Here is a 24916-nt window from a genome sequence, read left to right as displayed (position 1 = left end):
CGGGCCGTGCGGCGGGCGGACGGACGGCCGGGAGGCGGCCGGTCCGGCGGGGACGAGGGCGGGGACGAGGGCGGGGACGGAGGCGCGCGGCCGGGGGCCTCGTCCGCGTCGCCGCCGCCGTCACAGCGACGTGCTGCTGCGCCGTACGATCAGCCGGGGCTCGATCACCACGCGCTCGACCTCGGCGTCCGCGCCCGGGGCAGGGCCCGGACCGCCGCCCGATTCGAGGCGGTTGACCAGCAGGCGGATGCTGGCCTGGCCGACCGCGGCGAAGTCCTGCCGTACGGTCGTGAGCGGTGGCGCGAAGAACTCGGCCTCCGGGATGTCGTCGAAGCCCGCGATCGCCACCTGCCCCGGCACGGACAGGCCCGCCTCGCGGAAGGCCCGCAGCACGCCGAGCGCCATCTGGTCATTGGCCACGAAGACCGCGGTCACGTCGGCGGAGTTGCGCCGCGCCGCGCCCGCGGCGACCCGTCCGGCCAGCTCCTGGCCCGCGCGGTAGCCCGACAGCGGTGTCCAGTCCCCCACCAGCGGCGGCGGCACCTCGGCCCCGGCCTCCTCCAGCGTCTCGCGCCAGCCCTTGACGCGCGCCTCGGCCTCCAGCCAGTTCGGCGGCCCGGCCACGTGCCACACCGTGCGGTGCCCGGCGCCCAGCAGGTGGCCGGTGACCAGCCGCGCGCCCAGCTCCTGGTCGACCGACACCCCCGCTATCGGCAGCGAGTGCCCGCCCTCGACCGTCACGACCGGGAAGGGCAGCCGCAGTTCGGCGAGCGCGGCCACGGCCTCGCGGTGCGGCACGATCACCACGATGCCCTCGACGCCCCACTCGCTGAGGTGGTCGATCGCCTCCTCCAGCGCCTTGGCGGTGTAGCGCCGCAGCGTGACCGCCGAGGCCATGTACCCCTCGTCCCGCGCGGCCTCCTCCAGCCCGAACAGGGTGCTGGCGGGCCCGAAGAGCGTGGGGTTGCACGCGACGACGCCGAGCGTGAGCGTGCGCCGGGTCACCAGCGCGCGGGCCGACGAATTGCGCCGGTAGCCGAGCTGCTCGATGGCCCGCAGCACCTCGGCGCGGGTGGTGTCCCGTACATTGGGGTGGTTGCTCAGCACGCGCGAGACGGTCTGGTGCGACACGCCGGCGACCTTGGCGACGTCCGCCATGGTCGGCGCCCGGCGTGGCTGGCCGGTGGTCTGCGCGGTCTGCGACATGGTTCTCCGATCTCTGTGCTGGTCTGTCATTGTTAGCGCTCACAGGGTATCCGTCAAGAGATGTCCCCGGCCCGGCGGACGCGGTCCGCCGCAGGGCTTCCCGGCGAGGGCGTACGGCCGGTGCACGACGGTGCACTCCGCTGCTCGGTAGGGGCCGGGGGCCGGGGGCCGCACAGGCTGGGGCGGCCGCGTCATGGGGGCGCGGCCGCCCCGTCGGGGGACGGGCTTCTCGCGCGGGGCGGGCCCTGGTCGGGTGCGGGGCGGGGCGGGGCGGCCGTCCCGGCGGGTCGCGAGGTGGGTCAGGCCGGATCGGGGTCCGGGGTGGGATCCGGGTCCGGGTCGGGATCGGGTGAGGGGCCCGCGGCCGCGGCCCGTGCGCGTTTGCGGGCGGCCTGCCAGGCGACGCGCCGGGCTTCCTCCTCCTGCCACAGCCGGCGCAGCTCGTCCGCGCGCGGGTCGGGCCGCTCGGGACGCAGGTCGTTGCCGTCCTCGTCGATGACGCCCTCCTCGCGCAACTGCCGGGTCTGCACCTCGACGGGCACCTCGGGGTCGTAGTCGGAGGGCCGGGGCAGCTCGGGCCCGTCGGGTCCGATACGGACGAGACGCTCCACGCGCGTGATGCGGAAGCGGTGGCCGTCGATCGTGACGACGTTGGACCGCTTCTCGTCCAGCCGGTCCGCGGCGGCGACGTACTCCGCCTTCTGCTCCTCCGGCATCCGCTGCTGGAAGGGCTCCATCACGCGCAGCCAGAAGGCGAGGGAGTCGCGCGCGCCCTGCGGGGTCGAGTAGATGCTGCCGGGCTGGTGGAAGCCCCACCGCCCGTTCACCCGGGCGGAGATGACGAAGGCGGCGGGCAGCAGCACACCCCCGGGGTAGCGGTGGATGGCGGCGCGGGCCTCGTCGTTCATCTCCTCGGGGGCGTCCCTGAGGACGGGCGCCATGGGCAGCAGGTCGAGCTTGAGGATGCCGTCCGACATGCCCGTGCCGGTGAGCGGATCGACGACGAAGCCCTTGGTCCGCGAGGGCACCCGGTGGCCGTCCCCGACCTCCGCGGGGTCGGGGTCGGTGGGCCGCGGCGGTTCGGGCCCGGCCGGTCCGGAGCGGATGAAGTGCGCGGCGCGGACGATACGGAAGCGCTCACCGAGCACGGAGACCTCGTTGACGACCTCGCGGTCCATCCGCAACGCCGCGGCGAACCAGCGGCGTTGGGCGTTGGCGTCGCCGCCCTTGCCCGCGCGCTGGGCGTTCAGCCGGAAGTGCGAGCCGAGCGAGTCACGCGCCTGCTGCGGCCAACTGCCGCCGTACTCGCAGAGTTCCCACCCGCCGGTCTCCAACTCGCGCGCCCAGAAGTACTCGGCCATACCCGCCCCGAGCAGATCCGGATACCGCTCCCGGGCGTACCACGCCTCCTCGTCGGCGAGCGCGGCGATCGGCCCCTCGGGGGCGGTCATCCGGACCGTCAGATACGCGGGCACGCTGTCCTCGTAACCGCTCATACTCAGACTGTGCCCGACCCGGCACCGCCCCGCTCCCCGATTCCGTCACCTGCCCCCGCAAACCCCCCAACCGTGTGCGCCCCCGGCCCGAGCCTGTACCCTCACTCCCCCGCCGCACCCCGCGCGCGGCCCCGCAGCGCCTCGGCCCGCGGGTCGCCGTACGGCGCGATCAGCTCCAGCACACGGGCCAGGTGCGCGCGGGCGTCGTCCTCCGCGACGAGCCCGGCGAGGTGGTCGAGATCGACGGCCTCCTCCCACCCGTCCCCGAGCGCACGGTGCGCGGCGGCCGCCTGCCGCAGGAAGCCCGCGGCTTCCTCCCCGCGCCCGGTGGCCGCATACGTCAGCGCGGTGCCGCGCCACGCGAGGGCCTCGCGGCTGCGGTCACCGAGTCTGCGGTGCAGCATCGCCGAGCGCTGGAAGGAGGCGAGGGCGTCGCCGTGGGCGGAGGTGGCGCGCTGGGCGTCGCCGAGGGTGATGAGCCAATAAGCCTCAAGCGTGTGGTCCCGCAGGCTCAGGGCGATGTCCATGGCCTGCCAGGCGTCCGCCATGGCCTCGTCCCGCCGCCCGGCTGCCAGATGCAACTCGGCCCGCAGCCGGAGGACGTTCCCGATGCCACCCCGGTCGCCGGACGCGCGGTGGGCGTCCTCGGCGAGCCGGAGCGCCGACGCCGCTTCGGTCAGCTCCCCGGCCCGGTAGCAGGCGGCGGCCACGTTGGCGTGGACACTGCCGAGCAGCCGCTGGCCCCCGAGGTCGCGCAGGATCGCCGCGGCTTCACGGAACTGGGCGCTGGCCAGGTTGAGTTCGCGCTTCCGGAGGTGGATCAGCCCGATGACGTTACGCACTCTTGCCTCGTCGGAGCGACGCTGTGTCGTGCGCGCCAGCTCAAGGGCCAGGCGCAGGCACTCCATGCCGTCGTCGTAGCGGGCGCATCCGCGGTAGGCCATGCCGAGCCGGGTGAGCAGGCGCAGCCGCACCACCGGCTCCTGCTCGCGTGCCGCGGCGTCGGCCCCGGCGTGCCCGATGCCCGTCCAGTCCGCGCGGGCGGCGGACGGCGGCCAGGCCTGCCACAGGGTATCGGCGAGCTGCCAGGTGAGCCGGTCGTCGCCGATTCCCGCTGCCCCGGAGACCATCCGCGAGTGCGTGTCCAGCTCGCGCTCGGTCCAGTCGACGGCGGCGTTGTAGTCGGGGAAGGTCAGCAGGTCAACGGAGTCCAGCGCGTGCCGCGGCAGGTCGAGATGGTCCTCGCTCGGCGAGATCCAGTCCTGCGCGGTGTCGGCGGCGTGCAGGTACCAGGTGAGGAGGCGGCGGAGCGTGGCCAGCCGGTCCTCGGGAGACTCCTCGGTCTGGGCCTGGTCGGTGGCGTAGGCGCGCAGCAGGTCGTGGAACTGGTAGCGGTCGGGGGCGGTCTGCTCCAGGAGGTGGGCGCCCACGAGGTCGTCGAGGAGTTGCCGGGCCTTCCCCGTGTTCAGGTCGGCCACGACGGCGGCGGAGTTCAGCCCGAAGTCGACTCCCGGGTGGAGGCCGAGCAGCCGGAAGAGCCGGGCGGCGGGCTCGGACAGCGCGCGGTAGGACCACGCGAAGACCGTCCGTACGGCCTCGGCCTCTTCTTCACTTCCGGTGCTCAGCGCGTCCCACAGCCCCGACTCGTCCCGCAGGTCCGCGATCAACTCGTCCAGCCTCATGTGCGGGTGGCTGGCGGCACGTTCGGCCGCTATCCGCAGCGCCAGCGGCAACCTGGCACACAGCCGGGCCAGTTCGGCGAGCTGCTCCACGTCGTCAGCGGAGCGGTGTGCGGCTGTCACCGCCTGGAGCAGGGCGACCGCTTCCGGCTCGGGCAGCGTGCCCAGCGTGATGCGCCGCGCCCCGTCCCGTACCGCGAGACCTGACAACCGGCTCCGGCTCGTCACCAGTACCAGGCTGTCCCCGCTGCCTGGCAGCAGCGGCCGCACCTGGCCCGCGGTGGCCGCGTTGTCCAGCAGGACGAGGACGCGCCGCTCGGCCAGCAGGGACCGGTACAGCGCTGCGGCGCCGTCCACATCACCGGGCACCTCGGCAGCCGGGACGCCGAGCGCCCGCAAGAACCCGCGCAACGCCTGTTCTGCCGTGACCGGCTCGCCGGCGTCGTAACCGCGCAGGTTGACGAACAACTGCCCGTCCGGGAAACGGTCCTTCACCCGATGCGCCCACCGCAGCGCCAGCGATGTCTTCCCCGCACCGGCCGTCCCGGCGATCACATGCAGGGACACGACTGTCCCGTCAGCCACCAGCGCGTCCAGCTCCGCGAGCTCGGCGCTGCGATTGACGAAACCGTGGACACCGGCGGGCAACTGCCGCGGTGTCGGCAGGCGTCGGCCACCAGCGTCCTGGTGGAAGTGGACTCCGCCAGTGACGCTCCCGGCCTGCACCACATCGCGCGAGGACGTTCCTGAAAGGTCGTTGTGCGACTCCGACGACGTCCCCCCGCTGTCCGCGCTCATGCTGCCGGAGGTGGAGGAAGCGGCGCGACCGCGCGGGGGAAATAGGTGAGGATGTCCTCGGCCGCCCCGTACAGCTCGCGCAGGTAGTTCTCCCACGGCCGCACGATTTCCGGATCGGTGTAGCGGACGGCGCCTTCGGTGGCGCCCTCGTCCGTGTAGACGACCCGGAAGAGCGTGCGGCCGTCGATGAGCGTCAACTCCGGGAGCATTCCGTCCGCTTCGGCTGCCAGCACGCTCGCGGCCGGAAGCACGCGCACTTGGTGACCGCACTCCGCGCGCAGGGCCAGCCAGTGCAGCTCCCACTGCATGTACGGCGTCAGCGGCTCCTCCACCACTCGCAGCCGGTAGAAGGCGTTGCCCTTCGCCGCCTCGGCCTGTGCCGCCGCGCGGACCTCGTCCCGATCCGCCTCGAACAGCCGCAGAGCCTCCGCCCAGTCGCCACGCCTCAGAGCATCCCTGCTGGCATCGACTTCCTCGAAGTGCTGCCGTCGCTCCAGCTTCCACGAGTTGCCGTTCTGCACCACGGCACGCCGCTCGCCAAAGTCCCGCTTGTACTCCAGCCGGGTAAGCCACTCGCCTGGTCCGGCGGGCAGTTCGGGGACGTACAGATCAAGCATCAGGGATATCCACCTTCGCCGCGCTGAGCATGTTGCCGGGAATCACGACCAGGCGCTCGTCCGCGCCGAGCGACACACCGTCTGGCAGGCGACCCGCGTAACCGGAGGTGAGGTCACGTCCGATGACGGCGATGTCACCGTTGGACAGCTGCCAGATGTCCGGGCAGTCGTTGTCGTCCTTCGAATTGCCCGTCTCCGCCGCCGACTTCCCCAGCCGTCGGACGAATAACGCCGCCGGATCCGCTTCCCACGCACGAGTCATGACCGCCTCCTGGCACCCCAACAGTTACGGACTGTAGTGAAACATGCTACTCGCCGTGCTGGGGTCCGCGCGTGCCGGAACAGGCCATTGCCGCTGCCGGTTCCCCGGGATGCCTTACGCCTCGGGGCGCAGGAACGCCGTCACCGCCGCCGACTCGCGGGCCACGCTCTCGGCGAGTTCGGGCGGGAGGGGGGCGAAGGGATCGACGTTGATCAGGGGTTTGGTGGAGGTGCGGGTCCAGGTGGCGACGGTGAGGCCGTCCACGAGGACGGTGGGGCGGATGATGCCGCCGCCGGGCCAGACGCGGGATTCGTGGGGGGCCGGGACGGAGGTGGCGCGGGTGCGGTGGCCGAGGAGGTAGCCGTCGTAGGCGGGGAGGAGGCGTACGTCGGGGGTGCCCGGCGCGGGCGGCTCCGGTGCGGGGGCGGCGGCCAGCGTGGTGAGGGTCGCGTCGTACGGGGTGGTGGTGCCCTCCGCGGCCAGAGCCTGCCAGGCGCGGCGGGCCCGGGTGACGGGGAGGCCGGACCAGGTGGCGAAGTCCTCGGGGGTGGCGGGCGCGTAGGCGGCGAGGTAGCGGCGGGCGAGTTCGGCCTCGGCGGCGTCTCCCTCGGGCCCGGCGGTGGGCGGGAGCCAGTCGTCGAGCAGGACGTACGTGGCCTCGCCCGCGCGCTGCGGGCCGTGGCAGAGGACGCCGGTGAGTGCGGCGTGCCGGATCAGGTGGAAGGGGGCCTGGCTCTTCGCTGGGATGCCGAGCGGGCCCAGGACTTGCGTCAACTCGGCCCGGGTGAGCGGGCCTTGTGCCGCCACGGTGCGGCCCAGCAGTTCGTCGGAGGCGGCCAGCGTCACGTCGTCCAGGCCGAGTTGGCCGTAGCGGCGGACGGTCGCGGCGAGGATGCCGGGGGCGAGCAGCCGCAGCAGCCAGCGGGCGTCGGCCGCAGGCACCGTGTGCAGTGTCCCGCGCAGGAACCAGCCCCGGACGATGCCGCGTTCGTCCTCGTACGCGGCCCGTACCGTCTCCGCGGTGATCCCGTGGCCGCGCGCCCTGATGCCCAGCGCGGCGGCCCCGGCGTCCTGCGCCTGGACGGCGAACACCCGTCGTACGACGTCCGCGGGGCTGTCCTCCCGCACGCCGCCGCCCACGGCCTGCGCACGGGCGCGCAGTTCCCGGATCCGCCGCTGGTCCGGCTCGGACATCCCCTGCGCCTCCCCCACGACGTGCCTGGGCCGATCGCCCGACCTTACCCACCCGGACCACCGGCGGCCTCGGGACTCAGTCCCGGGTACGCGGCCGTACCGGCGGCAGCGGGATGTCGAGTTCGGCCCGCACCGTCTTGCCGACCGGCACCCGGTCCCGTACCGACCAGCGGTCCGCGAGCGCCTCCACGAGCAGCAGCCCGCGTCCGCTCTCCCCGAGTTCGGGCGGCGGCGTGAGCGCCCCCGGCCCCGGCGGCCGCCGCTCGGTGCGCGTGTCGGACACCTCGATCCGCAACGTCGCGTCGCGCAGCCGCATCATCACCTCGAAGTCCCGCCCGGCCACGCACCCGTGGGTCACCGCGTTCGCCGCCAGCTCCCCCACGACGATCTCCGCCGCGTCGAAGACCGTCATCGTGTGCGGGATCCCCCACGTGCTGAGCTGATAGAGCGCGAGCTGCCGCGCGAGCCGCGCCCCGCGCCGGGTCGAACTGAACTGCTGCCTGAACTCACCCTCTGCACACGGCAGTTGGGGAGCTGCGTGAGTCGTCATGGAGCCCAATGTGCCCTGCTCAGCGCCCGCGATCCCAGCACCGAACCGCGTACGCTGAGCAAGCGTACGTGCACAAACTGTGGACAGTACGCATCACCCAGGGTGAGCATGTCCTCCAGCGGAGTGACCCTGCGGGGTCCAGTGTGCGGGAGGTGGCCTATGACGGCCAACGTGACGTCCAGCGGTACGTTCGCGGGCGGAGGTGAGCCCGAGCCCTCGGACAGCCTGAAGACGTTCGGCGCCGTCGTCATGGCTTTACGCGAATTCTCCGGCCTCTCGCGGGAGGAGCTGGGCGCCCACGTCGGCCTCTCCCCGCACACGGTCGCCTCGATCGAACAGGGCCGGCGCATGCCGGACCCCGACTTCGCGGAACGGGCCGAGCCCCACCTCGGCGGTACGGGCGCGTTGCGGAAGGCGCTGCGGCATGTGGCTCGCCAGCCGGGCTTGGCGAGTTGGTTCCGCGAGTGGGCGCGGAGGGAGAAGACGGCAGTCAATGTGCACGTGTACGAGTGCCGCTTCATCCCGGGGATGCTCCAGACCGAGGCGTACGCCCGCGCGCTGTTCGAGGAGCGACTGCCTCCGCTGAGCGACGAGGAAATCGACAACCAGTGGGCCGCGCGAGCGGAACGTGGGCAGTTGCTCAGCGAACGCCCGAACACAGCCTTCAGCTTCATCCTGGACGAGCACCTGTTCCTACGGCAGACCGGTGGTCGCGAGGCGACCCTGGAGCTGATCGACCACCTCCTGGAGGTCGGCAAGCAGCGCAACGTCGAGATCCAGGTACTGCCCCTTGCCACGGGAGTGCACCCTGGCATCGGCGGACCGATCCAGCTGCTGGAGACGCCCGACAGCAGGTGGCTCGCCTACGCTGAAGGACAAAGCACAGGCCAGCTCATCTCCGACTCCAAAGTGGTCAGCATCCTCCAGATGCGGTATGCAAAACTGCGCTCGCAGGCCCTCACCCCCGAGGAGTCCAGGAGCCTGCTGTTGCGACTGCGAGGAGAGCTATGACCACCGACCTCACCTGGTTCAAGAGCAGCTACAGCGGCAGCTCGGGCGACAACTGCATCGAGGTCGCCCTCTCCTGGCACAAGTCGAGCTACAGCGGCAGCCAGGACGGCGACTGCGTCGAGGTCGCGTCCTGCCCCGAGACCGTCCACGTCCGGGACTCCAAGGACAAGGCAGGCCCCCAACTCGCCTTCTCCCCCGCCGAGTGGTCCCACTTCCTGGGCTTCGCCCAGGCCCACACCGTCTGAGACCCTGCCGAGGCGGGGCCACGGGATGGCGTCCCGTGGCCCCGCCTCGTTGCGTAACGCGCCCGGCGCCATTGCGAAGTGGCAGCGTCGCGGTCGCGACCGCGACCGGCTACGACCTGCGCCTGGCGAGAGACACCGCGTACGTACCGTCCTACGGCGTCGAGGTGCCGAGGGGAAGCTGAGCGTTCTAGGATCTGGCGTTCTGGCCGATCGCCTGCGTCCAGAGGCCGTCCTTGCTCATCTTGGCCACGACCGCGGGGTCGTGCAGCCACCTCGTGTAGGCATCGCGTTGCGCCGGGGTCATCTTCTGTACGTCCACCTCGCCGTTGTTGCGGGCGATTGCCTGGACGAAGTCGTCCGGCGCGCCGTGGCCGTGAATGTAGACGGGCGGCGGTGGCTTCACGCTGTTTTTCCCGACCTGGCCGTAGGGGTCTCCTGTGTAGGTTCTCTCCTTCTGGTGCTCCAGGCCGAACGACACCGGCACTAGGGTCGGCTGCGGAAAGCCGTCGGCGACCATGTCAGCGGCGGCGTGGTTCATGGCGCCGGTCCATGTCCCTTCCTGTTTGACGTCCGCGTCCTCCACGCCCTTGATCGACGCCAGGAGGTCGTGAGGCGCGTCGTCCGGTTTGACCGTCATCGTGTTGGTGATCCAGCCGGTCAGCGTGCTGAGGGCGAGTTCCTGCCCGGTCTCTTTCGCCGTGTCGATGGCGGCGGTGGGGCCACCTGCAGCGAGCCCCACCGCTGTTTCGACGAGGGCTGTCCGGGAGGCGTTCATCTCGTCGACCCACGAGGCGTGCCGAGCAACTTCGTCAGCGGCTGGGTGTCCAGGCCGTGCTGCTCGAACTGCGACTTGTACGAGGTGGCGCTTGAGCGCAGCCGGTCGCGGTCCGCGTCGAGGGTCGAGATGGTGGTGGGCAGCCGCGCCGGGTCGATGCCCGAGAACTGCGCGTCTCCAGGGCCTGCCGCTGCGGGTTGTCCACCATCGGTTCATCACTCTTGGCCATGCCCCCCTTTCACGATCGGTCAAGCCTTGCATGACGCCGTGACCACAGTGGACAAAGTGATACAAGTGAGAACCGGCACTCCGGCTCCACGAGGGCTGCCAGTGGTAGACAACCCTCAACGTCGGAGAATCTGGAGGCCACGCACGAGGGTCCCGCAACGCTGGTGGGCCACCCTGGTAGCAGGCTCGGCACTCACTGCCGTCGCCGCCTGCGGCGGCGGCTCGGGCGGCGGCTCGGGCGGCGGAGAAGCCTCGCACTCGCCGAGCGCACAGCCCACCGTCTCCTTCCCCACGCAGGTCCTCCGCGCGGAGGCCGGTGCCAGGCTGACGCCCTCCAAGAAGGTCGTGATGCACGGGGAGACGACGGCGAAGGACGGGCTTCCGGAGACCGCGATCCACACACCCGCCGACAAGAAGACGTCCGGCATCGTCGTCTGGCAGGTCATCCAGCAGTCGCCCTGAACGGAGCCCGCTCACTGCCCTCCGGTGCCGGTCGGCCAGGTGTGGCGGCGGGCGGAGTGGGTCCAGGTGGCCAGCAGGGTGAGTGCGGCGGTCAGGCCGCCGAGGGTCATGACGGTGGAGGGGGAGGTGCGGTCGAGCACGACTCCGCCGATCAGCGCGCCGAAGGAGATGGTCGCCTGGAAGGAGGACGTGAAGAGCACCGATGCCGCTTCGGGCGCGTCCGGGGCCGCCTTGGCGAACCATGTCTGGGACGCGACCGGCACGGCGCCGTAGGCCGTACCCCAGACGACCAGGAGGGCCAGCGCGCCGGCCCGCCCGTGGCCCAGGACCGGCAGCAGCAGGGTGGCCGCCGCGATCATGGCGGCCGCGAGCCCGAGAGTGGCCCGGGGGCGGCGTACGACCACCGCCCCGGCGAGGAAGTTGCCGACGATTCCCGCGGCGCCGTAGACCAGCAGGAAGACGGTGATCAGCCGCGCGTCGGCGCCCGTGACCCGCTCCAGGAACGGCGTGACGTAGGTGTAGGTCCCGAAGTGGGCCAGCACGATCAGGAAGGTCAGCAGCAGCGCGAAACGCGTGTTGACGTTCTTGAGCATGCCGCGCAGCACGTGCAGACGGGTCGTCCGCAGCGGCGGCAGCGGGGGGACGACCAGCACGAGCAGGACCAGCACGCCGACGGTGAAGGCACCCATCACGACGAAGGCGGTGCGCCAGCCCGCCAGGTCCCCGATGAACGTGCCCGCCGGTACGCCGAGCACCGAACCGAGCGGTACCGCCGAGAAGATGACCGACGTGGCACGCCCGACCGACGCGGCCGGTACCAGGCGCTCGGCCAGTCCGGCGCCGATCGACCAGAAGCCGCCGATGACGACACCGACGACGACGCGCGAGACGAGGACGAGCCAGAAGCCGGGTGCCGCGGCGGCGAGGAAGTTCGCCGCGGCCAGCAGGAACACGAACACGCCCAGCATCAGCCGCCGGTCCACCCGCGCCGTCGCCACGGTGACGACCGGCGCCGAGAGGGCCGCGAGGAACCCGGGCACGGTCATCATGAGCCCCGCCGTGCCGTCGGAGAGGGCGAAGCTGGAGCCGATGTCGGTGAGCAGACCGATCGGCAGGATCTCGGTCGTGACGATCGAGAAGATTCCCAGCGTCACCGACACCACCGCCAGCCACCCGATCGCCGCGGTGGTCGGGGTGGTCGGGGTGGTCTCGGGGATCTCGGCGCGTGTCGAGGTCTCAGTGGGTGTCGAGGCCATGGGGTCCGTCCTGTGGGGAGCCTGCCGTCTCGTGACGAGTGCAGCAGGACCCGCACGCGGAAGGCTGGCAGGTCGGCGACATCACCCTCGTCCGGCGAGGGTGATGTCGCGGAACCGCCGACCCTGCCCCCACGGCCTTTACGCGCCGCCGGGGCCCAGGTGCTTCTCCAGGAGGGTGAACGACTTCGGCTCGGCGCCCGGTTGGGGTTTGCCCGCCTTGCGGCCCACCACCTGGTAGCCGTCGGCGGCGTAGTAGGCGGTCAGGCGGGCATTGGAGGCCAGGCAGTCGAGACGGACGAGGGAGCGTCCGGCCTTGGTCACCCGGCACTCGGCGGCGCGCAGGAGGTGGCGGCCCGTGCCGGGGCGGGCGGCCGCGCGGTCGACCATGAGCCGGTGGACGTACCCGGCGACCGGGGGCTGCGGGCCCCAGGCGGCCTCGTCCTGCCACCACAGTTCCCACGCGCCCGCCGGACGGCCGCCGGACTCGGCGAGCCAGACCTCGCCGTGCGACATGACGCGGCGGAAGTGGTCCTCGTCCAGCTCGCCGGGACGCCACTGGCCGGTGACGCCACGGGTGAGCATCCAGCGGGCGGCGTCGTCACGCAGCCGGACGAGGGTGGGCAGGTCGGAGGCGTCGGCACGGCGGAAGCGCAGGTCGGTCACGCCGTGATCCTCGCACGCGCGTTCAGCCGGACGGCGGGGTCCAGACACCGAGCCACTGCTCCGCGCCGTACTCGGGGAAGCGCTCCACCTCCGTGAAGCCGAGCTTCTCCGCGACGCGCAGGGAGCGGACGTTGGCGGTCTGGGCGGTGAGGAGGACGGGCTCGCCGGGGTGGGCCGCGGCGAACCACGCGAGGGCCGCGGCGCAGGCCTCGGTGGCGTAGCCGCGGCCCCAGGCGTGGGGCAGGAACATGTAGCCCAGTTCGTGCTCGCCGCGTTCGGGGCGGACGTGGCCGGGGCGGGCGGGGTCACGGACGTCGAGGGTCGTCATGCCGATCGTCTCGCCGTCCAGCTCGGCCACGAAGAAGCCGGGCCGCCTGCCGGGCACCTCGGGCATGGTGCGCTCCAGCTCCGCGCGCGGCTGCGCACCGCCGACGTACGTGCCGACCTCCGGCGAGGCGAACAGCTCGACGAAGGCGGCCCGGTCACGCGCCTCGGATGCCCGCAGGACGAGCCGCGCGGTACGGATCGGACCGGGCGGCCACGCGACGCCCCCGCCCGCTCCCCCGTCTCCCCCCGCTCCCCGGACGCCCGCGGACTCCCTGGCTTCGCTCATGGCGGGCAACCTAGCGCACACCCACGGGAGCCGGGGAGCGTTCTGCGCGGCCCGCTCCGGCAGTCGGCGCCGGGTGCACCGGGGCGGCCTCCTGCCCGGCCGGGCGCCCGGCCCGCACGGCTCAACTCCCCTCCGCGCAGGTCCGCGGACTCGTTGCGGGACATAACGGAGAGTCAGCTCACGGCACTAGGATTGCCTCCCTATCGGATCAACGCACGATCCGAGACAGGACAGACGTATGCCCTGGCGCGGTGGACGGTCGCGAAGGGCGCAGCAACGGTGCCCACGGAGTCCGCATGGGAGGCTGACATGGTCGGGAAGGATCTGAAGGTCTCCTCACTCAGGAAGGAGATCCGGGAGGTCGTCGAAGAGCTGCTGGCCAAGGGCTGGTCGGTACACACCGAGGGTCACAAGGGACGGTTGTACTGCCCCTGCGCACTCGGCTGCACGACGATCCCCGTTCCCGGCACCCCGTCGAATCCCGGTTCCGCCGCGAGACGTATCCGCTCGGCGGCCGCACGATGCCCGAAGCCCGAGGATTCGCCACAACGCAGCCTGGCAAGGAAACGCGACGCGACGACCTGATCCACCTCATCCGTGAGCCCGGCTTCTTCGCTTTCCTCACCCTTTGTCCGTTGACGAATGACAACACCTCTGCAATGCTGCTGGGCGGCGAAGGAGGAGACATGGACTACGAGCTGACCTTCGTGGTGTCCGGCGTGAGCGTTGACGACGACGATGCGGTCGAGGCGCTGGAAGCGATTGACGCCATGCTCTTCCGCGGCGGGGGCGTCGATCTGCTCACGGTGACCGGCACCGGCAGCGACGCCGTACGAGCAGCCCTGCAAGCGGCGACCGAAGCCGTCAGCGCCTCCCCGCGGCTGCGCGTCCTGCGCCTCGACCGCAACCTGGTCGGGATCCCCGAGATCGCCGAACGGAGCGGACGGAGCAGGCAGAACGTGGCCCAGTGGGTCAGGGGCGAACGGCAGGGCGCCGGAACCCCCTTCCCCCTCCCCGAAGGCACGGCCGGCCGGTCCATGGTGTGGCTCTGGTCGGAAGTGAACACCTGGCTCCGCGCTCTCGGCCTCGACGACGGGCTGCACCACCCGACGCGCACGGAGATGGCGCTGATCGACCACGCCCTGATCACGAGCGTGACCGTCCCGCTCACCTTCGACGCGCCGGACGACGACCTCGTCGACGAACGCCGCCGGATAGCGGAGGCGTTCGAGCGGCCGCACGCCGTCGGCATCCTTCAGCAGCTCGCCGAACAGCCCGGCACACGTGACGCCGAGGGCCGCCATGTCATCCTCCTCGCCACACCGTCCGAGTCGGCGGCCTCCGTCCTCGCACGCATGGTCGCCCACGGGCACGACGTCGTTCTGGCAACGACCACGGACGCAGGCCAACTCCTCGCGGTGGGCATGTCCACCCAGCCGCTGACGGGGCCGAAGGAACTGGTCCCCGTGCCCGCGGGTGCGACCGTCCGCGACTGGGTGGAACTGATGTGGGCCAGGCCGAACGCGGCCTTCGTCCTGTCCGACACGGCACGGGCCACTCCGGGAGCGGTTTTCCGCGACGCGGCCTGAGAGGGCGGTGCCCGGCCCCGAGCCCCCGGCCGCAGCTACGGCTGGGCGGGGAGGGCGGGTTCGGGGAGGGGGCGGGTGAGGAGCCAGCCGAGGGCGGGGAGGGCGATCAGGGGGAGGAGGGCCGTGCGCAGGGACGTCGCGTCGGCCAGGGCGCCCACCGCGGGGCTCAGGACGCCGCCGACGCTCACCGCCAGGCCCAGCGTCACACCGCTGGCGGTGCCGACGCGGGAGGGGAGGTAGTCCTGGCCCAGGGTCACCTGGAGGGAGAAGGGGACGTAGAGGCCCGCGGAGGCGAGGGCGACGAAGAGGTAGATCGCCGGGCCCGGGACGAGGACGACGCCCGCGACCGCCGCGATGCTCGCGACGTACGACCAGCGCACGACCCGGACCCGGGACCAGCGGGCGGCGAGCGAGCTGCCCAGCACCGTGCCGACCGCGCCGCCGAGGTAGAGCAGGAAGAGGGCAGCGGCCCCGGCCGCCGTGCCGCCGCCGGTGCGCTGGCGCGCGTAGAGCGAGATGAAGCTGCCGAGGACGACGAAGACGACCGACCGGCACACGATCGCGAGCGTCAGGCGGACGAACGAGCGGCGGTCGTCGGGGCGCGCGTCGGCCTTCGCCGTACGCGTCCCGGGCCCCTCCGCGGCGGCCGACCCGCGGCGTACGGCCATCAGCGCGAGCGCCGCGCCCAGCGCTGCGGGCAGCACCAGTACGGGTGTGGCCCCCAGGCCGCCCGCCCCGATCACGGGCGTGACCAGCAGCGGGGCGAGTGCGAAGCCGATGTTGCCGCCGAGCGAGAACCAGCCCATCGCGGTGTGGCTGCCGCGGCTCGCGATCCGCGCGACCCGCGCCGACTCCGGGTGGTATGCGGCGATCCCGACGCCCGCGATCGCGACGCACAGCAGCGTCAGCGCGTACGAGTTGCCGACACCGCTGAACGCGATGCCGATCCCGCACAGGGCGGTGCTCAGCGGCAGCAGCCACGGCATGCTCCGCCGGTCGGTGAGCGCGCCGAACGCGGGCTGCACGAGGGAGGAGAGCAGCGAGGCGGCGAGCACGACGCCGGACGCGGCTGCGTAGGTGTAGTCGCGGTCCGCGACGAAGAAGGGGACGAGCGCGGACACGGCCCCCTGGTAGATGTCCACGCACGCGTGCCCGACGGAGAGGGTGAGGATCGCCCGCTGCTGCTTTCCCCCCGCGGGCGGCTTGTCGACCGCGGGCAGCTTGTCGACCGCGGGCGGCGGCGGTTCGGGCGGGGCGCCCCCGGCGGGGCCTGTGACAAGTGCCGGAGCGGGGCCGGTGGCGAGCGGTTCGGGGGGCGGGCCGACAGGCCGTGAGGTGGTCATGACGTCGATCGTGGCCCGCGGGCCGAGGTCACCGCTTCCGGCAGAATGCCGGATGCTGTCGAAAAACCGCCAGAGGTGGGACGGGCCCCGCCCGGCACCCGCGAGCCGCCGCTCCGGGAGACCCGCCCGCCGCGCCGCGTACAGTGCGGCCGTGCCGAGAACACCCCGCCCGCCAGCGGCGACGACGACGCCGCCGCCCGAGACGACGGTCGCGCCGCCCACCTCGGTCCGGCCGCTCATCGCCGGGGAGGGAATCGACGCGCACGTGCACCGCGCGCACCAGATCCACTACGCGGGGCGCGGCGTCCTGACCGTCACCACGGACGCGGGGACGTGGATCGCGCCCGGCAACCGGGCGCTGTGGGTCCCGGCGGGTACCGCGCACTCGCACCGCGCGCACGGGCGGCTCGACCTGCACACCATCGGGCTGCCCGCGTCCGTCAACCCGCTGGGCCTGGACGCGCCCGCGGCCCTCACCGTCGGGCCGCTGCTGCGGGAGCTGATCCTCGCCTACACGCGGGAGGACGCGCCGGTCACGGGGGCCGAGCGGCGGCGGATGCGGGCGGTGCTGCTGGACCAGTTGCGCGCCTCGCCGCAGCAACCGATGCACCTGCCGATGCCGTCCGACCCGCGGCTGGCCGCGGTCTGCGCACTGCTCCAGCGCGATCCGGCGGACGGCCGCTCGCTCGCCGGGTTCGGTGCCGCGGCCGGCGCCGGGGAGCGCACGCTGAGCCGGCTCTTCCGGGACGAGCTGGGCATGACCTTTCCGCAGTGGCGCACCCAACTACGGCTCTACCACGCCCTGGTGCTGCTCAGCGAGGGCGAGCCGGTCACGGCCGTCGCCGCGCGCTGCGGCTGGTCCTCGCCGAGCGCCTTCATCGACGTCTTCCGGCGGGCGTTCGGCCGGACGCCGGGGAGCCGCCCGCGCGCATGAGCCGCGCCCGCACGGCGGTTGTGGCCGGGTCCGGCTCGGGACTGAGGACGAACGCGGTGGTGCGGGTCACCCGGCAGGTCGAGGTTCTCGTGGTGCAGGTGCAGCACGCCGTAGTCGGGGTGGTGCACGACCTTGGTCCCGGAGGCGCGCAACTCCACGTCGCCCGCGGACCGGTACGTCCGGAAGGCCGAGCTTCCCGCGTCCAACTCCGCCATGATCGCGGTCAGTTCCGCGTCCTCGGGCGACAGGGCGCGTACGAAACGCAGTTGGGCGGCGGTGACGGCGGCGACCTCGTCCCAGTCGAGGGAGAAGTCCGCGGCGGACGGGTCGAGGAAGATGTGCCGCGCCAGGTTCGGCATCGCGCCGGTTGCCGCGCTGGGGCTCGTCAGCACCGGCGCGAAGAGCAGGGCGCCGAGCGCGTTCGCGGCGACGTCGAAGTGGTCGCCCACGACCGCGGCGCCGACCTGCCCCATGTGGTCGATCATGCGCCGCAGTTCCGCCCGAAGGGGCGAGTGGGCGGGCGTCCGGTACGGCGGCCCGGGGTGGCCCTCGCAGTACCCGTACAGACAGGGCCCGGGCCGTCACCCCGCCGCGCCCCAGACTTTCCGGGTGGTGCGGGACGCACGGGCCGGGGGGCTCGTGCGCAGCGCCCGGGCCGGGCACGGGGATGCGTCCGGCCGTACCGGGCCGGGCGGGCGCGGGGAGGCGCTCCGGGCCGGTACGGCCGTTCCCGGGCCGCGCGGGACGGCTCCGAAACCGCCCCGCCCCTCCGCCGCCGCCGCCGAGCCACCGACCGGCCCGGCGGCGGCAGGAGACCGCCAGTCACCCCGCCCGCTCAGCCCCGCCCGTCCCCCACCCGGCCGCCCGCCCACTCGCCCCTTCGGGCGGAATTGCCGTGAATTCACCGGATAGGCCGTACCCGGCTCCCGCACCCCCCGCCCGCCCCCTGCTCTCCTCGTAGCGACCCGTCACCGTTCGCACAGGGAGTTGTTGATGAGACGTCAGTTGTGGCCGGGCAAGGGGTGGGACGGACCGCGCTCCGGCCGGATTGCGCGGCGCCGGACCCCGGTCTGGGTGGCGGCCTCGACCGTCTCGCTGGTCCTGACGGCCGGTCAGGGCCTGGCCCTGGCCGCCCCCGCCGCCACCCCGGGCAGCACGACGGGCGGCGCCGCCGACCGGGCTGCCGCCGCCGCGGCCGCGCTCCCCGCGTGGAACTGCCCGGACCGCTTCGCGGGCTACACCTTCGACAGTGTGTCGATCATCAGCCGCGCCCTGATCCAGATCCAGCGCGTCGACCCGGCCACCGGTGCCGTGTCCGGCGCCGGGGTGACCTCGGTCCCGCTCGACGCGGTGGGCTACAACACCCTCGACGACTACTTCTACGGCGTCACCCCGGGGACGGGCACCGTCTACCGGATCGGCCAGGACGGCGCCCTCGCGACCATCGGCGTGACGCTGCCGCTCTCCCCCGTCGCGGGCGACATCGACCCCGACGGGCACTGGTGGGTCGTGGACGCGACCGGCCGCGTCGCCGAGGTCGATCTCGCGCCGGGCTCGGGCACGTACGGCCAGATCCTGCGGCAGGGCGCCTTCGACACCTCCGCGCTCCAGGTCCCCGGCGACTGGTCGTACCTGGAGAACGGGCCCGCGGGCACCGGCCTGTACGGGCTCAGCCGTACGACCGGCGCGGGCCGGCCCGCGCACCTGGTGTTCGTCGACACCGGCAACCTCACCGACCACGACCTCGGCCCGGTGAGCGGCGGCTACTCCGCCGCGCCCTTCGCCGCCACCTTCACCGACGGCACCTTCCTCTACGCCTCCGCGGACGACGAGGTCTACCGCGTCGACCTGAACGCGCGCAGCGCCCAGCCGGTCGCCAGGGTCAGCCCGGCCCCCGCGGACGGCGCGCAGTGCGCACGCCTGGGGACGCCGACCCGGCTGTCGGTCGTCAAGACCGTGGACCGGCGCAACGACCCGGGCGACCAGTTCAAGATCGGCGTCTTCGACGAGGACGGCAACCTGCTGACCTCCGCGACCACGCAGGACGGCGAGGACAGCGTCGCCACCCCGCCCGTGGACGTGGTGCCCGGCCGGACGTACCACCTCTTCGACCACCTGACGAACGACTACCTGCCGCCGCGCCCGGAGTTCTACCACTCCGACGCCTTCTGCGCGGACGCCGAGGGCAACCCGGTGCCGTTGCGGGGCGGGCCCGGCGACTGGTCGTTCCAGGCGGTGCGGTCCGGCGAGATCCACTGCGACATCAAGAACGTCGGCGTCGGCCACACCGACCTGCAACTGGTCAAGGAAGTGGTGGGCAACCCCGGCGGCACCGTGGGCGACACCGTCCACTACCAGTTCCACGTGGTCAACACCGGCACCACCACGCTCCAGCACGTCACCGTGGACGACCCGCGGCTCGGCGCGCACTTCGACTGCGGCGGCCCGCTGCCCGCGGGCGGCGCGATCTTCTGCGGCGACTTCCTCTACGTGATCTCCCCCTCGGACGCCGCCGACGGCATCATCGTCAACACCGCGCACGCGCACGGCGAGGACGCCTTCGGCAACCCGGCGGACGCGGAGGCCAGCGCGGCCGTCCCGGTGTACCGCCCGACGCCGGGGCTGAGCATCACCAAGAGCGCCGAGCCGACCGACATCGACACGGCCGGCGACCGGGTGACGTACCACTTCGAGGTGCGGAACACCGGGCAGGCCGTGCTGCACGACGTGAAGGTCACCGACGGGTACTTCAGCGGCACCGGCGGCTTCCCCGCCGTCCAGTGCCCGACCGGTACGCTCCCGCCGGGCGACGTCATGGACTGCACGGCCGACTACACGGCCACGCAGGAGGACATCGACTCCGGGCGGATCGTCAACACCGCGGGCGCCACCGCCGTCAGCGAGCTGGGCGACCACGTCGAGGCGGGCCCCGCCGAGGCCGAGGTGGCGACCCACCCGCGGCCGGGCGTGAGCATCACCAAGACCGCCGAGCCCGGCACGGTCGACCACGCGGGCCAGCCCGTCCGCTACACCTACACCGTCGAGAACACCGGCACCACCACGCTGCACGGCGTGGAGGTCACCGACCCCGGCTTCGACGGCCACGGCGCCCTCGAACCGCTGGACTGCGGCGCCTGGGACCACACCCTGCTGCCCGGCGAGCCGGTCACCTGCACCGCGCTGTACGAGGTCACGCAGGAGGACGTGGACGCGGGCGCGATCCACAACACCGGGCAGGTCACGGCCTACGCGCCGGACGGCACCGAGCTGACGGACACCGACGCGCAGACCGTGCAGGTCACCCGCACCGGGGGTCTGAGCCTGGTGAAGTCCGCCGAGCCGGACGCGCCCGAGGACTTCACCGCCGGGCAGGAGATCACGTACTTCTACGAGGTCGTCAACACCGGCAACACCACGGCGGACGACATCGCGATCGACGAGACCCGGTTCACCGGCAACGGCACGAAGGGCGACGTGACGTGCCCGGAGGCGTCGCTGCCGCCGGGCGGGCGCGAGGTCTGCCGCGCCACGTACACGCTGACGGCCGAGGACGTCGCGCAGGGCAGCGTCGCCAACACCGCGCACGCCACCGGCACCGGTCCGGCCGGGGCGCTCACCTCCGAGGACAGCTCGGTCGTCCTGGAGGGCCCGCCCGCCAACCCCGGCCTGGAGCTGGAGAAGTCGGTCAGCCCGGCCACCGTCGGCGCCGCCGGGCAGCAGGTCACCTACCGCTTCCACGTCACCAACACCGGCAACACCGCGCTGCACGGGCTGCACGTCACCGAGAACCACTTCGGCGGCACCGGCGGCCCGCTCGACATCAGCTGCCCGGTCGGCACGCTCGGCGCCGGGGACGACACCACCTGCACCGCCACGTACACCGTGACGCAGGAGGACATCGACGCGGGCACGGTGGACAACACCGCGAGCGCCGACGCCCTCGACCCGGCCGGCGCCGACGTCGGCTCCGGGCAGAGCAGCGCCGAGCTGACCACCACCGGCACGGGCGCGCTGCGCCTGGCCAAGACCGCCGCGCCCACCCGGGTGTGGGCGGCGGGCGAGCAGGTGGGCTACGAGTTCACCCTCACCAACACCGGCACCGCCACGCTGCTGGCCCCGGCCGTCGTCGAGACGTCCTTCAGCGGCAGCGGCGACCCGCTCGACGCGTCCTGCCCCGAGGAGCCGATCGCTCCCGGCGACAGCGTCCTGTGCACGGCGTCCTACACCGTCACCGACGCCGACGTCACGGCCGGGCGGATCACCAACACCGCCCGCGCCACGGCCGCCCGCGCCGACGACGGCACCGCCGTCACCTCGAACGAGGACAGCGCGGCAGTGACCGTGAACCGCTCCGGGCTGAGCATCGACAAGAGCGTCAGCCCGGCGCGGGCCGCCGCGGGCGACACCGTGACCTACTCCTTCAAGGTCACCAACACCGGCAACACGCCCGTGCACGACCTGGCGATCGCCGACGACGCCTTCGGCGGCAGCACCGGCCTGCCGCCCGCGGCCTGCCCGGTGGACGAGCTCGCGGCCGGCGCCACGACCACCTGCACCGCGCGCTACACGGTGACCGCCGAGGACGCCGCGGCCGGGCACATCGACAACACCGCGCACGCCACCGCCGTCAACGGCTCCGGCGCCCCGGTCGCCTCCGGCACCGACTCCGCCCGCCTCACCGTCACCTCCGAGCCGCAGACCGGCTCGCTGGAGCTGGTGAAGAAGGCGGAGGTCGAGCACAAGGGCGGCACCGGCTACGGAGCGGGCGGCTCCGGTGACACGGCCCGCCCCGGCGACGTCGTCCACTGGACGCTGACGGTCACCAACACCGGCGGCAGCACGCTCCACGACGTCACGGTCGACGACCCGACCGCGGGCGAGGTCAGCTGCCCGAAGTCGACGCTCGCCCCCGGCGAGTCGATGACGTGCACGGCGCCCCCGTACACCGTCACCGAGCAGGACGCGCTGCGCGGCTGCGTCTCCGACACCGCCACCGCCACCGGGCTGACCCCCGACGGCACGAAGGTCACCTCCCCGAAGGCCACCGCCTCGGTCACCGTGACCTCCTCGGGCGGCAAGGACTGGTAACCCCGCGCACCCTCCGCACGACCGGACGGCCCGCCCCCCACCGGGGGCGGGCCGTCCGCCGTCGTCAGACCAGGTGGCGGGCCAGGAAGCGGGCGGCGTCCGCCGGTTCGTCCGCCGGGAGCGGCGTGGAGTGCGGACCGGGGTGGGCGTGCAGGGACTTGTCCGCCGCGCCGAACGCGTCGAAGAGGGCCAGCCCCTCCGCCCGCGGGATCCGCTCGTCGTCCCACGCCAGCAGGAACCGTACGGGGACGGTGATCCGCGCCGCCGCGTCCGCCAGCGCCCGCGCCCCGCTCAGCCCCAGCACGGCCGCCCGCACCCGGGGTTCGGCGGCGGCGAAGGGCACCCCGAGCCCGCAGCCCAGCGACACCCCCCAGTAGCCGACCGGCCCCGCGCCGACGTCCGGCAGCCCCTGGAGGGCGTCCAGCACCGCCCGCCACTCCGGCACGGTGCGCCGGGCGACGAGCGCCTGGAAGTCCGCGATCAGCGGGTACGGCTGCGCGCCCGCCGCGATGCGCTGCCCGTTCGCGGTGGCGAGCGCGTCCAGTTCCGGGTCGGTGGGCCGGTCCCCGTGCCCCGGCACGTCCACGGCGGCGGCCGCGAAGCCGCACTCCCGCACGAAGTGCTCCGCGCGGGCGGTCACCAGCGGGGCCAGCTTGTGCTGCCCGCCCCCGTGCCCGACGAGCACGAGCGGCCGGGTGCCCGGTGCCGCCCCGTCCGGGGTCCACAGGACACCGGGGATCTCACCGAGAGAGAAATGCCTGCTCCGGACGCCGTCGACGACCGACGAATCCGGGCGGAGAGTGAAACGCATGGCGTTCACGCCTTTCGGGATGCCTCACGCGCGTCGCGCGTGCGCGGGCGCTCCCTCAGCCATGCGCGAGGAGAGGGCGGGCCCGACCTGTCGTTGCGCTGATCGGTCTCACCTCCTCCGGTCGTCATCGATGCACGGCGCCGCCGACGCTAGCACGCGGTTCCCCGCCGGGTCACCGGGCCGGGTCACCGGGCCGGGTCACCGGGCCGGTCACTGGCCCGTCGTGCCGTCGGCCAGTTCGCGCAGGATGTCGAGGTGGCCGTTGTGGCGGGCGGTCTCCTCGATGAGGTGCATCAGGACCCAGCGCAGGTTGACATGGCTGCCGTCGCGGATCGGGCGGCGGGCGAGGTCGTCGAGGGAGTGGGCGGCGGCCGTCGCGCGGTGGCGCTCGGCGTCGGCGGCGTAGGCGGCGAGGACGTCGGCGAGGGGGAGGCCGAGGTCCACGGTGAACTCGCGGTCGGGGTCCTCGTCCGTCCACGGGCCGCGGTCCTCCTCGCCGAGGAAGATCACGTCGAACCACCAGTGCTCCACCCAGCGCAGGTGGTTGATCACACCGGACAGCGTCATGAGCGGGGAGCCGGGCAGCGGGGCGCCGCGGCCGTGCTCGTCGGTGGCGCCCTCGCACTTCTCCCGGGCGGTGTCGCGGGCGTAGTCGAGGAAGGTCGTGAGCGTGGTGCGCTCGTCGCCGGTGGGCGGCAGGTCTGTTCTGGTCATGAGCAGGCATGCTCTTCGATCCACGGGCCCGCTGTCGACCGTATTCCCGCCGACGGCCCCGCGTGTCGCGCATGGCACCATCGAAGCTGCGGCGCCACGCCGCCCCGTCCCCCTCCCGAGGAAGCCGAGCCGCCGCCATGCCGCTGCAGATCAGGGCCTTCGACGCCGACCACCCTTCCGCCCTGCTGGACCTGGAGTGGCACCTGCCGCTGGAGCAGTGGTCGGACGCGTCGCTCGTCGCGCTGCCGCGCGGCATCTCCCGGCACGTGGTGCGCTTCGCGCGGGCCGGGGACGAGGTGGTGGCGGTCAAGGAGGTCAGCGAGTGGGCGGCGGTGCGCGAGTACGGGCTGCTGCGCGACCTCGACCGGCTCGGCATACCCGGGGTCGACCCGATCGCCGTCGTCACCGGGCGGGAGGCCGCGGACGGCACCCCGCTGGAGCCCGCGCTCGTCACCCGGCACCTGAACGGCTCGCTGCCCTACCGCTCGATGTTCGAGACGACGATGCGGCCCAGCACCGTCAACCGGCTGCTGGACGCGCTCGCGGTGCTGCTCGTCCGACTGCACCTGGTCGGCTTCGCGTGGGGCGACTGCTCGCTGTCCAACACCCTCTTCCGGCGCGACGCGGGCGCCTTCGCCGCCTACCTGGTGGACGCCGAGACCGGGCAGATCCAGCCGGAGCTGACCGCCGGGCAGCGCGACTACGACATCGACCTGGCCCGGGTGAACATCGCCGGTGAGTTGATGGACCTGGAGGCGGGCGGCTCGCTGCACCCGGCCGTCGACCCGGTGACCTTCGCCGAGGCCATCTGCTCGCGCTACAACGACCTGTGGCACGAGCTGACCCGGCAGTCCGTCTACCCGGCCGACAAGCGGCAGTACATCGACCGCCGGATACGCCGCCTCAACGACCTCGGCTTCGACGTCGCCGAGATGCAGATCCAGCGCTCCCCCGAGGGCGACACCATCACCTTCCTGCCCAAGGTCGTGGACGCCGGCCACCACCAGCGGCAACTGCTGCGGCTCACCGGTATGGACACCGAGGAGAACCAGGCCCGCAGCCTGCTCAACGACCTGGAGTCCTGGATGACCACCCAGGACGACTACGCCCCCGGCGACCCTCTGGGCGCCCGGCCCGAGGTGCTCGCACACCGCTGGGTGCGGCAGGTCTTCCGGCCCGCGGTGCGGCTGGTCCCGGTCGAGCTGCGGCGCAGCCTGGACCCCGCGCAGATCTACCACGAGCTGCTGGAGCACCGCTGGTACATGTCGGAGGAGGCGGGCAAGGACGTCGGCCTGGAGGCGGCCGTCGCCTCGTACGTCGCCGACGTCCTGCCGCACGTGCCGGACCCGACCGCGATCAAGCCCGAGCCCGAGGCCGAGTGA

21 protein-coding genes and 1 pseudogene are annotated in these 24916 nt (G+C 73.2%); 7 read left to right on the top strand and 15 right to left on the bottom strand.

Features of this window, described 5'->3' with window-relative positions:
* Positions 1-120: 120 nt before the first annotated feature.
* The 7 genes from ACH4PY_RS18565 to ACH4PY_RS18535 form a co-directional block, all read right to left on the bottom strand.
* A complete protein-coding gene (locus ACH4PY_RS18565) occupies positions 121-1206 on the bottom strand; it encodes a LacI family DNA-binding transcriptional regulator (RefSeq protein ID WP_398183274.1) in 1086 nt (361 codons plus the stop codon).
* 299 nt (positions 1207-1505) lie between these two features.
* Positions 1506-2702, bottom strand: coding sequence for a DUF5954 family protein (locus tag ACH4PY_RS18560; RefSeq protein WP_398183271.1), 1197 nt, complete (start codon positions 2700-2702; stop codon positions 1506-1508).
* A gap of 101 nt (positions 2703-2803) precedes the next feature.
* Entirely contained in the window at positions 2804-5179 is a 2376-nt protein-coding gene (locus ACH4PY_RS18555; protein WP_398183268.1) for an ATP-binding protein, read from the bottom strand.
* Positions 5176-5796, bottom strand: a complete 621-nt coding sequence (locus ACH4PY_RS18550; protein WP_398183265.1) for a DUF6879 family protein — start codon at positions 5794-5796, stop codon at positions 5176-5178. The genes ACH4PY_RS18555 and ACH4PY_RS18550 overlap by 4 nt, the downstream gene beginning before the upstream one ends.
* Positions 5789-6058 (bottom strand): hypothetical protein, encoded by a 270-nt coding sequence (locus ACH4PY_RS18545; protein WP_398183262.1) that lies wholly within the window; start codon positions 6056-6058, stop codon positions 5789-5791. The genes ACH4PY_RS18550 and ACH4PY_RS18545 overlap by 8 nt, the downstream gene beginning before the upstream one ends.
* A 114-nt stretch (positions 6059-6172) precedes the next feature.
* Positions 6173-7252: a winged helix DNA-binding domain-containing protein gene (locus tag ACH4PY_RS18540; RefSeq protein ID WP_398183259.1), complete on the bottom strand. Its 1080-nt coding sequence runs from the start codon at positions 7250-7252 to the stop codon at positions 6173-6175.
* Positions 7253-7328: 76 nt separating this feature from the next.
* Complete coding sequence (locus ACH4PY_RS18535; protein WP_398183256.1) at positions 7329-7802, bottom strand: ATP-binding protein; 474 nt, start codon at positions 7800-7802, stop codon at positions 7329-7331.
* A 159-nt stretch (positions 7803-7961) separates the two neighbouring features.
* On the opposite strand from ACH4PY_RS18535, the gene ACH4PY_RS18530 reads away from it, so the two are divergent.
* Complete coding sequence (locus tag ACH4PY_RS18530; protein ID WP_398183253.1) at positions 7962-8813, top strand: Scr1 family TA system antitoxin-like transcriptional regulator; 852 nt, start codon at positions 7962-7964, stop codon at positions 8811-8813.
* Positions 8810-9058 (top strand): DUF397 domain-containing protein, encoded by a 249-nt coding sequence (locus tag ACH4PY_RS18525; RefSeq protein ID WP_398183250.1) that lies wholly within the window; start codon positions 8810-8812, stop codon positions 9056-9058. Before ACH4PY_RS18530 ends, ACH4PY_RS18525 begins: the two co-directional genes overlap by 4 nt.
* Before the next feature lie 187 nt (positions 9059-9245).
* Here the strand turns inward: ACH4PY_RS18525 and ACH4PY_RS18520 are convergent, their stop codons facing one another.
* The 4 genes from ACH4PY_RS18520 to ACH4PY_RS18505 form a co-directional block, all read right to left on the bottom strand.
* On the bottom strand, positions 9246-9833 hold the full coding sequence (locus ACH4PY_RS18520; RefSeq protein WP_398183246.1) for a hypothetical protein: 588 nt from the start codon (positions 9831-9833) through the stop codon (positions 9246-9248).
* Positions 9834-10534: 701 nt separating this feature from the next.
* On the bottom strand, positions 10535-11779 hold the full coding sequence (locus ACH4PY_RS18515) for an MFS transporter (RefSeq protein WP_398183242.1): 1245 nt from the start codon (positions 11777-11779) through the stop codon (positions 10535-10537).
* Between the two features lie 138 nt (positions 11780-11917).
* Positions 11918-12442, bottom strand: a complete 525-nt coding sequence (locus ACH4PY_RS18510; protein WP_398183239.1) for a GNAT family N-acetyltransferase — start codon at positions 12440-12442, stop codon at positions 11918-11920.
* A gap of 22 nt (positions 12443-12464) precedes the next feature.
* Entirely contained in the window at positions 12465-13055 is a 591-nt protein-coding gene (locus ACH4PY_RS18505) for a GNAT family N-acetyltransferase (RefSeq protein WP_398183235.1), read from the bottom strand.
* Between the two features lie 309 nt (positions 13056-13364).
* Between ACH4PY_RS18505 and ACH4PY_RS18500 the strand changes: the two genes are divergently transcribed.
* Both ACH4PY_RS18500 and ACH4PY_RS18495 read left to right on the top strand, forming a co-directional pair.
* Positions 13365-13640 (top strand): hypothetical protein, encoded by a 276-nt coding sequence (locus ACH4PY_RS18500; RefSeq protein WP_398183233.1) that lies wholly within the window; start codon positions 13365-13367, stop codon positions 13638-13640.
* Positions 13641-13690: 50 nt separating this feature from the next.
* Positions 13691-14644, top strand: a complete 954-nt coding sequence (locus ACH4PY_RS18495; RefSeq protein ID WP_398183230.1) for a helix-turn-helix transcriptional regulator — start codon at positions 13691-13693, stop codon at positions 14642-14644.
* 35 nt (positions 14645-14679) lie between these two features.
* On the opposite strand, the gene ACH4PY_RS18490 is transcribed toward ACH4PY_RS18495, so the two are convergent.
* Positions 14680-15987 carry an MFS transporter gene (locus ACH4PY_RS18490; protein ID WP_398183223.1) on the bottom strand — a complete coding sequence of 436 codons (1308 nt, stop codon included), beginning with the start codon at positions 15985-15987 and terminating at the stop codon, positions 14680-14682.
* Between the two features lie 151 nt (positions 15988-16138).
* On the opposite strand from ACH4PY_RS18490, the gene ACH4PY_RS18485 reads away from it, so the two are divergent.
* A complete protein-coding gene (locus ACH4PY_RS18485; RefSeq protein WP_398183220.1) occupies positions 16139-16921 on the top strand; it encodes an AraC family transcriptional regulator in 783 nt (260 codons plus the stop codon).
* A gap of 62 nt (positions 16922-16983) precedes the next feature.
* Here ACH4PY_RS18485 and ACH4PY_RS18480 read toward each other — a convergent pair.
* Positions 16984-17415: pseudogene (locus ACH4PY_RS18480) on the bottom strand (transcriptional regulator); the annotation flags it as partial.
* Between the two features lie 499 nt (positions 17416-17914).
* On the opposite strand from ACH4PY_RS18480, the gene ACH4PY_RS18475 reads away from it, so the two are divergent.
* On the top strand, positions 17915-22009 hold the full coding sequence (locus ACH4PY_RS18475; RefSeq protein WP_398183217.1) for a hypothetical protein: 4095 nt from the start codon (positions 17915-17917) through the stop codon (positions 22007-22009).
* 64 nt (positions 22010-22073) lie between these two features.
* Here ACH4PY_RS18475 and ACH4PY_RS18470 read toward each other — a convergent pair whose 3' ends face one another.
* Together ACH4PY_RS18470 and ACH4PY_RS18465 are read right to left on the bottom strand one after the other, a co-directional pair.
* On the bottom strand, positions 22074-22820 hold the full coding sequence (locus ACH4PY_RS18470) for a dienelactone hydrolase family protein (RefSeq protein WP_398183214.1): 747 nt from the start codon (positions 22818-22820) through the stop codon (positions 22074-22076).
* Positions 22821-23030: 210 nt separating this feature from the next.
* Positions 23031-23534 carry a DinB family protein gene (locus tag ACH4PY_RS18465; RefSeq protein ID WP_398183211.1) on the bottom strand — a complete coding sequence of 168 codons (504 nt, stop codon included), beginning with the start codon at positions 23532-23534 and terminating at the stop codon, positions 23031-23033.
* Between the two features lie 137 nt (positions 23535-23671).
* On the opposite strand from ACH4PY_RS18465, the gene ACH4PY_RS18460 reads away from it, so the two are divergent.
* A complete protein-coding gene (locus ACH4PY_RS18460; RefSeq protein WP_398183208.1) occupies positions 23672-24916 on the top strand; it encodes a DUF4032 domain-containing protein in 1245 nt (414 codons plus the stop codon).

This window comes from Streptomyces sp. NPDC021224 (assembly GCF_044332905.1).
GTDB lineage: Bacteria > Actinomycetota > Actinomycetes > Streptomycetales > Streptomycetaceae > Actinacidiphila.
Note: the sequence above shows the minus strand (reverse complement) of the source record. Positions and strands in the feature narration are given on the sequence as shown.

Excerpts from the sequence above, each read along its gene's own strand:
- ACH4PY_RS18565 (WP_398183274.1), bottom strand. The coding sequence starts at position 1,206 with ATGTCGCAGACCGCGCAGACCACCGGCCAGCCACGCCGGGCGCCGACC.
- ACH4PY_RS18560 (WP_398183271.1), bottom strand. The coding sequence starts at position 2,702 with ATGAGCGGTTACGAGGACAGCGTGCCCGCGTATCTGACGGTCCGGATG.
- ACH4PY_RS18555 (WP_398183268.1), bottom strand. The coding sequence starts at position 5,179 with ATGAGCGCGGACAGCGGGGGGACGTCGTCGGAGTCGCACAACGACCTT.
- ACH4PY_RS18550 (WP_398183265.1), bottom strand. The coding sequence starts at position 5,796 with ATGCTTGATCTGTACGTCCCCGAACTGCCCGCCGGACCAGGCGAGTGG.
- ACH4PY_RS18545 (WP_398183262.1), bottom strand. The coding sequence starts at position 6,058 with ATGACTCGTGCGTGGGAAGCGGATCCGGCGGCGTTATTCGTCCGACGG.
- ACH4PY_RS18540 (WP_398183259.1), bottom strand. The coding sequence starts at position 7,252 with ATGTCCGAGCCGGACCAGCGGCGGATCCGGGAACTGCGCGCCCGTGCG.
- ACH4PY_RS18535 (WP_398183256.1), bottom strand. The coding sequence starts at position 7,802 with ATGACGACTCACGCAGCTCCCCAACTGCCGTGTGCAGAGGGTGAGTTC.
- ACH4PY_RS18530 (WP_398183253.1), top strand. The coding sequence starts at position 7,962 with ATGACGGCCAACGTGACGTCCAGCGGTACGTTCGCGGGCGGAGGTGAG.
- ACH4PY_RS18525 (WP_398183250.1), top strand. The coding sequence starts at position 8,810 with ATGACCACCGACCTCACCTGGTTCAAGAGCAGCTACAGCGGCAGCTCG.
- ACH4PY_RS18520 (WP_398183246.1), bottom strand. The coding sequence starts at position 9,833 with ATGAACGCCTCCCGGACAGCCCTCGTCGAAACAGCGGTGGGGCTCGCT.
- ACH4PY_RS18515 (WP_398183242.1), bottom strand. The coding sequence starts at position 11,779 with ATGGCCTCGACACCCACTGAGACCTCGACACGCGCCGAGATCCCCGAG.
- ACH4PY_RS18505 (WP_398183235.1), bottom strand. The coding sequence starts at position 13,055 with ATGAGCGAAGCCAGGGAGTCCGCGGGCGTCCGGGGAGCGGGGGGAGAC.
- ACH4PY_RS18500 (WP_398183233.1), top strand. The coding sequence starts at position 13,365 with ATGGTCGGGAAGGATCTGAAGGTCTCCTCACTCAGGAAGGAGATCCGG.
- ACH4PY_RS18490 (WP_398183223.1), bottom strand. The coding sequence starts at position 15,987 with ATGACCACCTCACGGCCTGTCGGCCCGCCCCCCGAACCGCTCGCCACC.
- ACH4PY_RS18475 (WP_398183217.1), top strand. The coding sequence starts at position 17,915 with ATGAGACGTCAGTTGTGGCCGGGCAAGGGGTGGGACGGACCGCGCTCC.
- ACH4PY_RS18470 (WP_398183214.1), bottom strand. The coding sequence starts at position 22,820 with ATGCGTTTCACTCTCCGCCCGGATTCGTCGGTCGTCGACGGCGTCCGG.
- ACH4PY_RS18465 (WP_398183211.1), bottom strand. The coding sequence starts at position 23,534 with ATGACCAGAACAGACCTGCCGCCCACCGGCGACGAGCGCACCACGCTC.
- ACH4PY_RS18460 (WP_398183208.1), top strand. The coding sequence starts at position 23,672 with ATGCCGCTGCAGATCAGGGCCTTCGACGCCGACCACCCTTCCGCCCTG.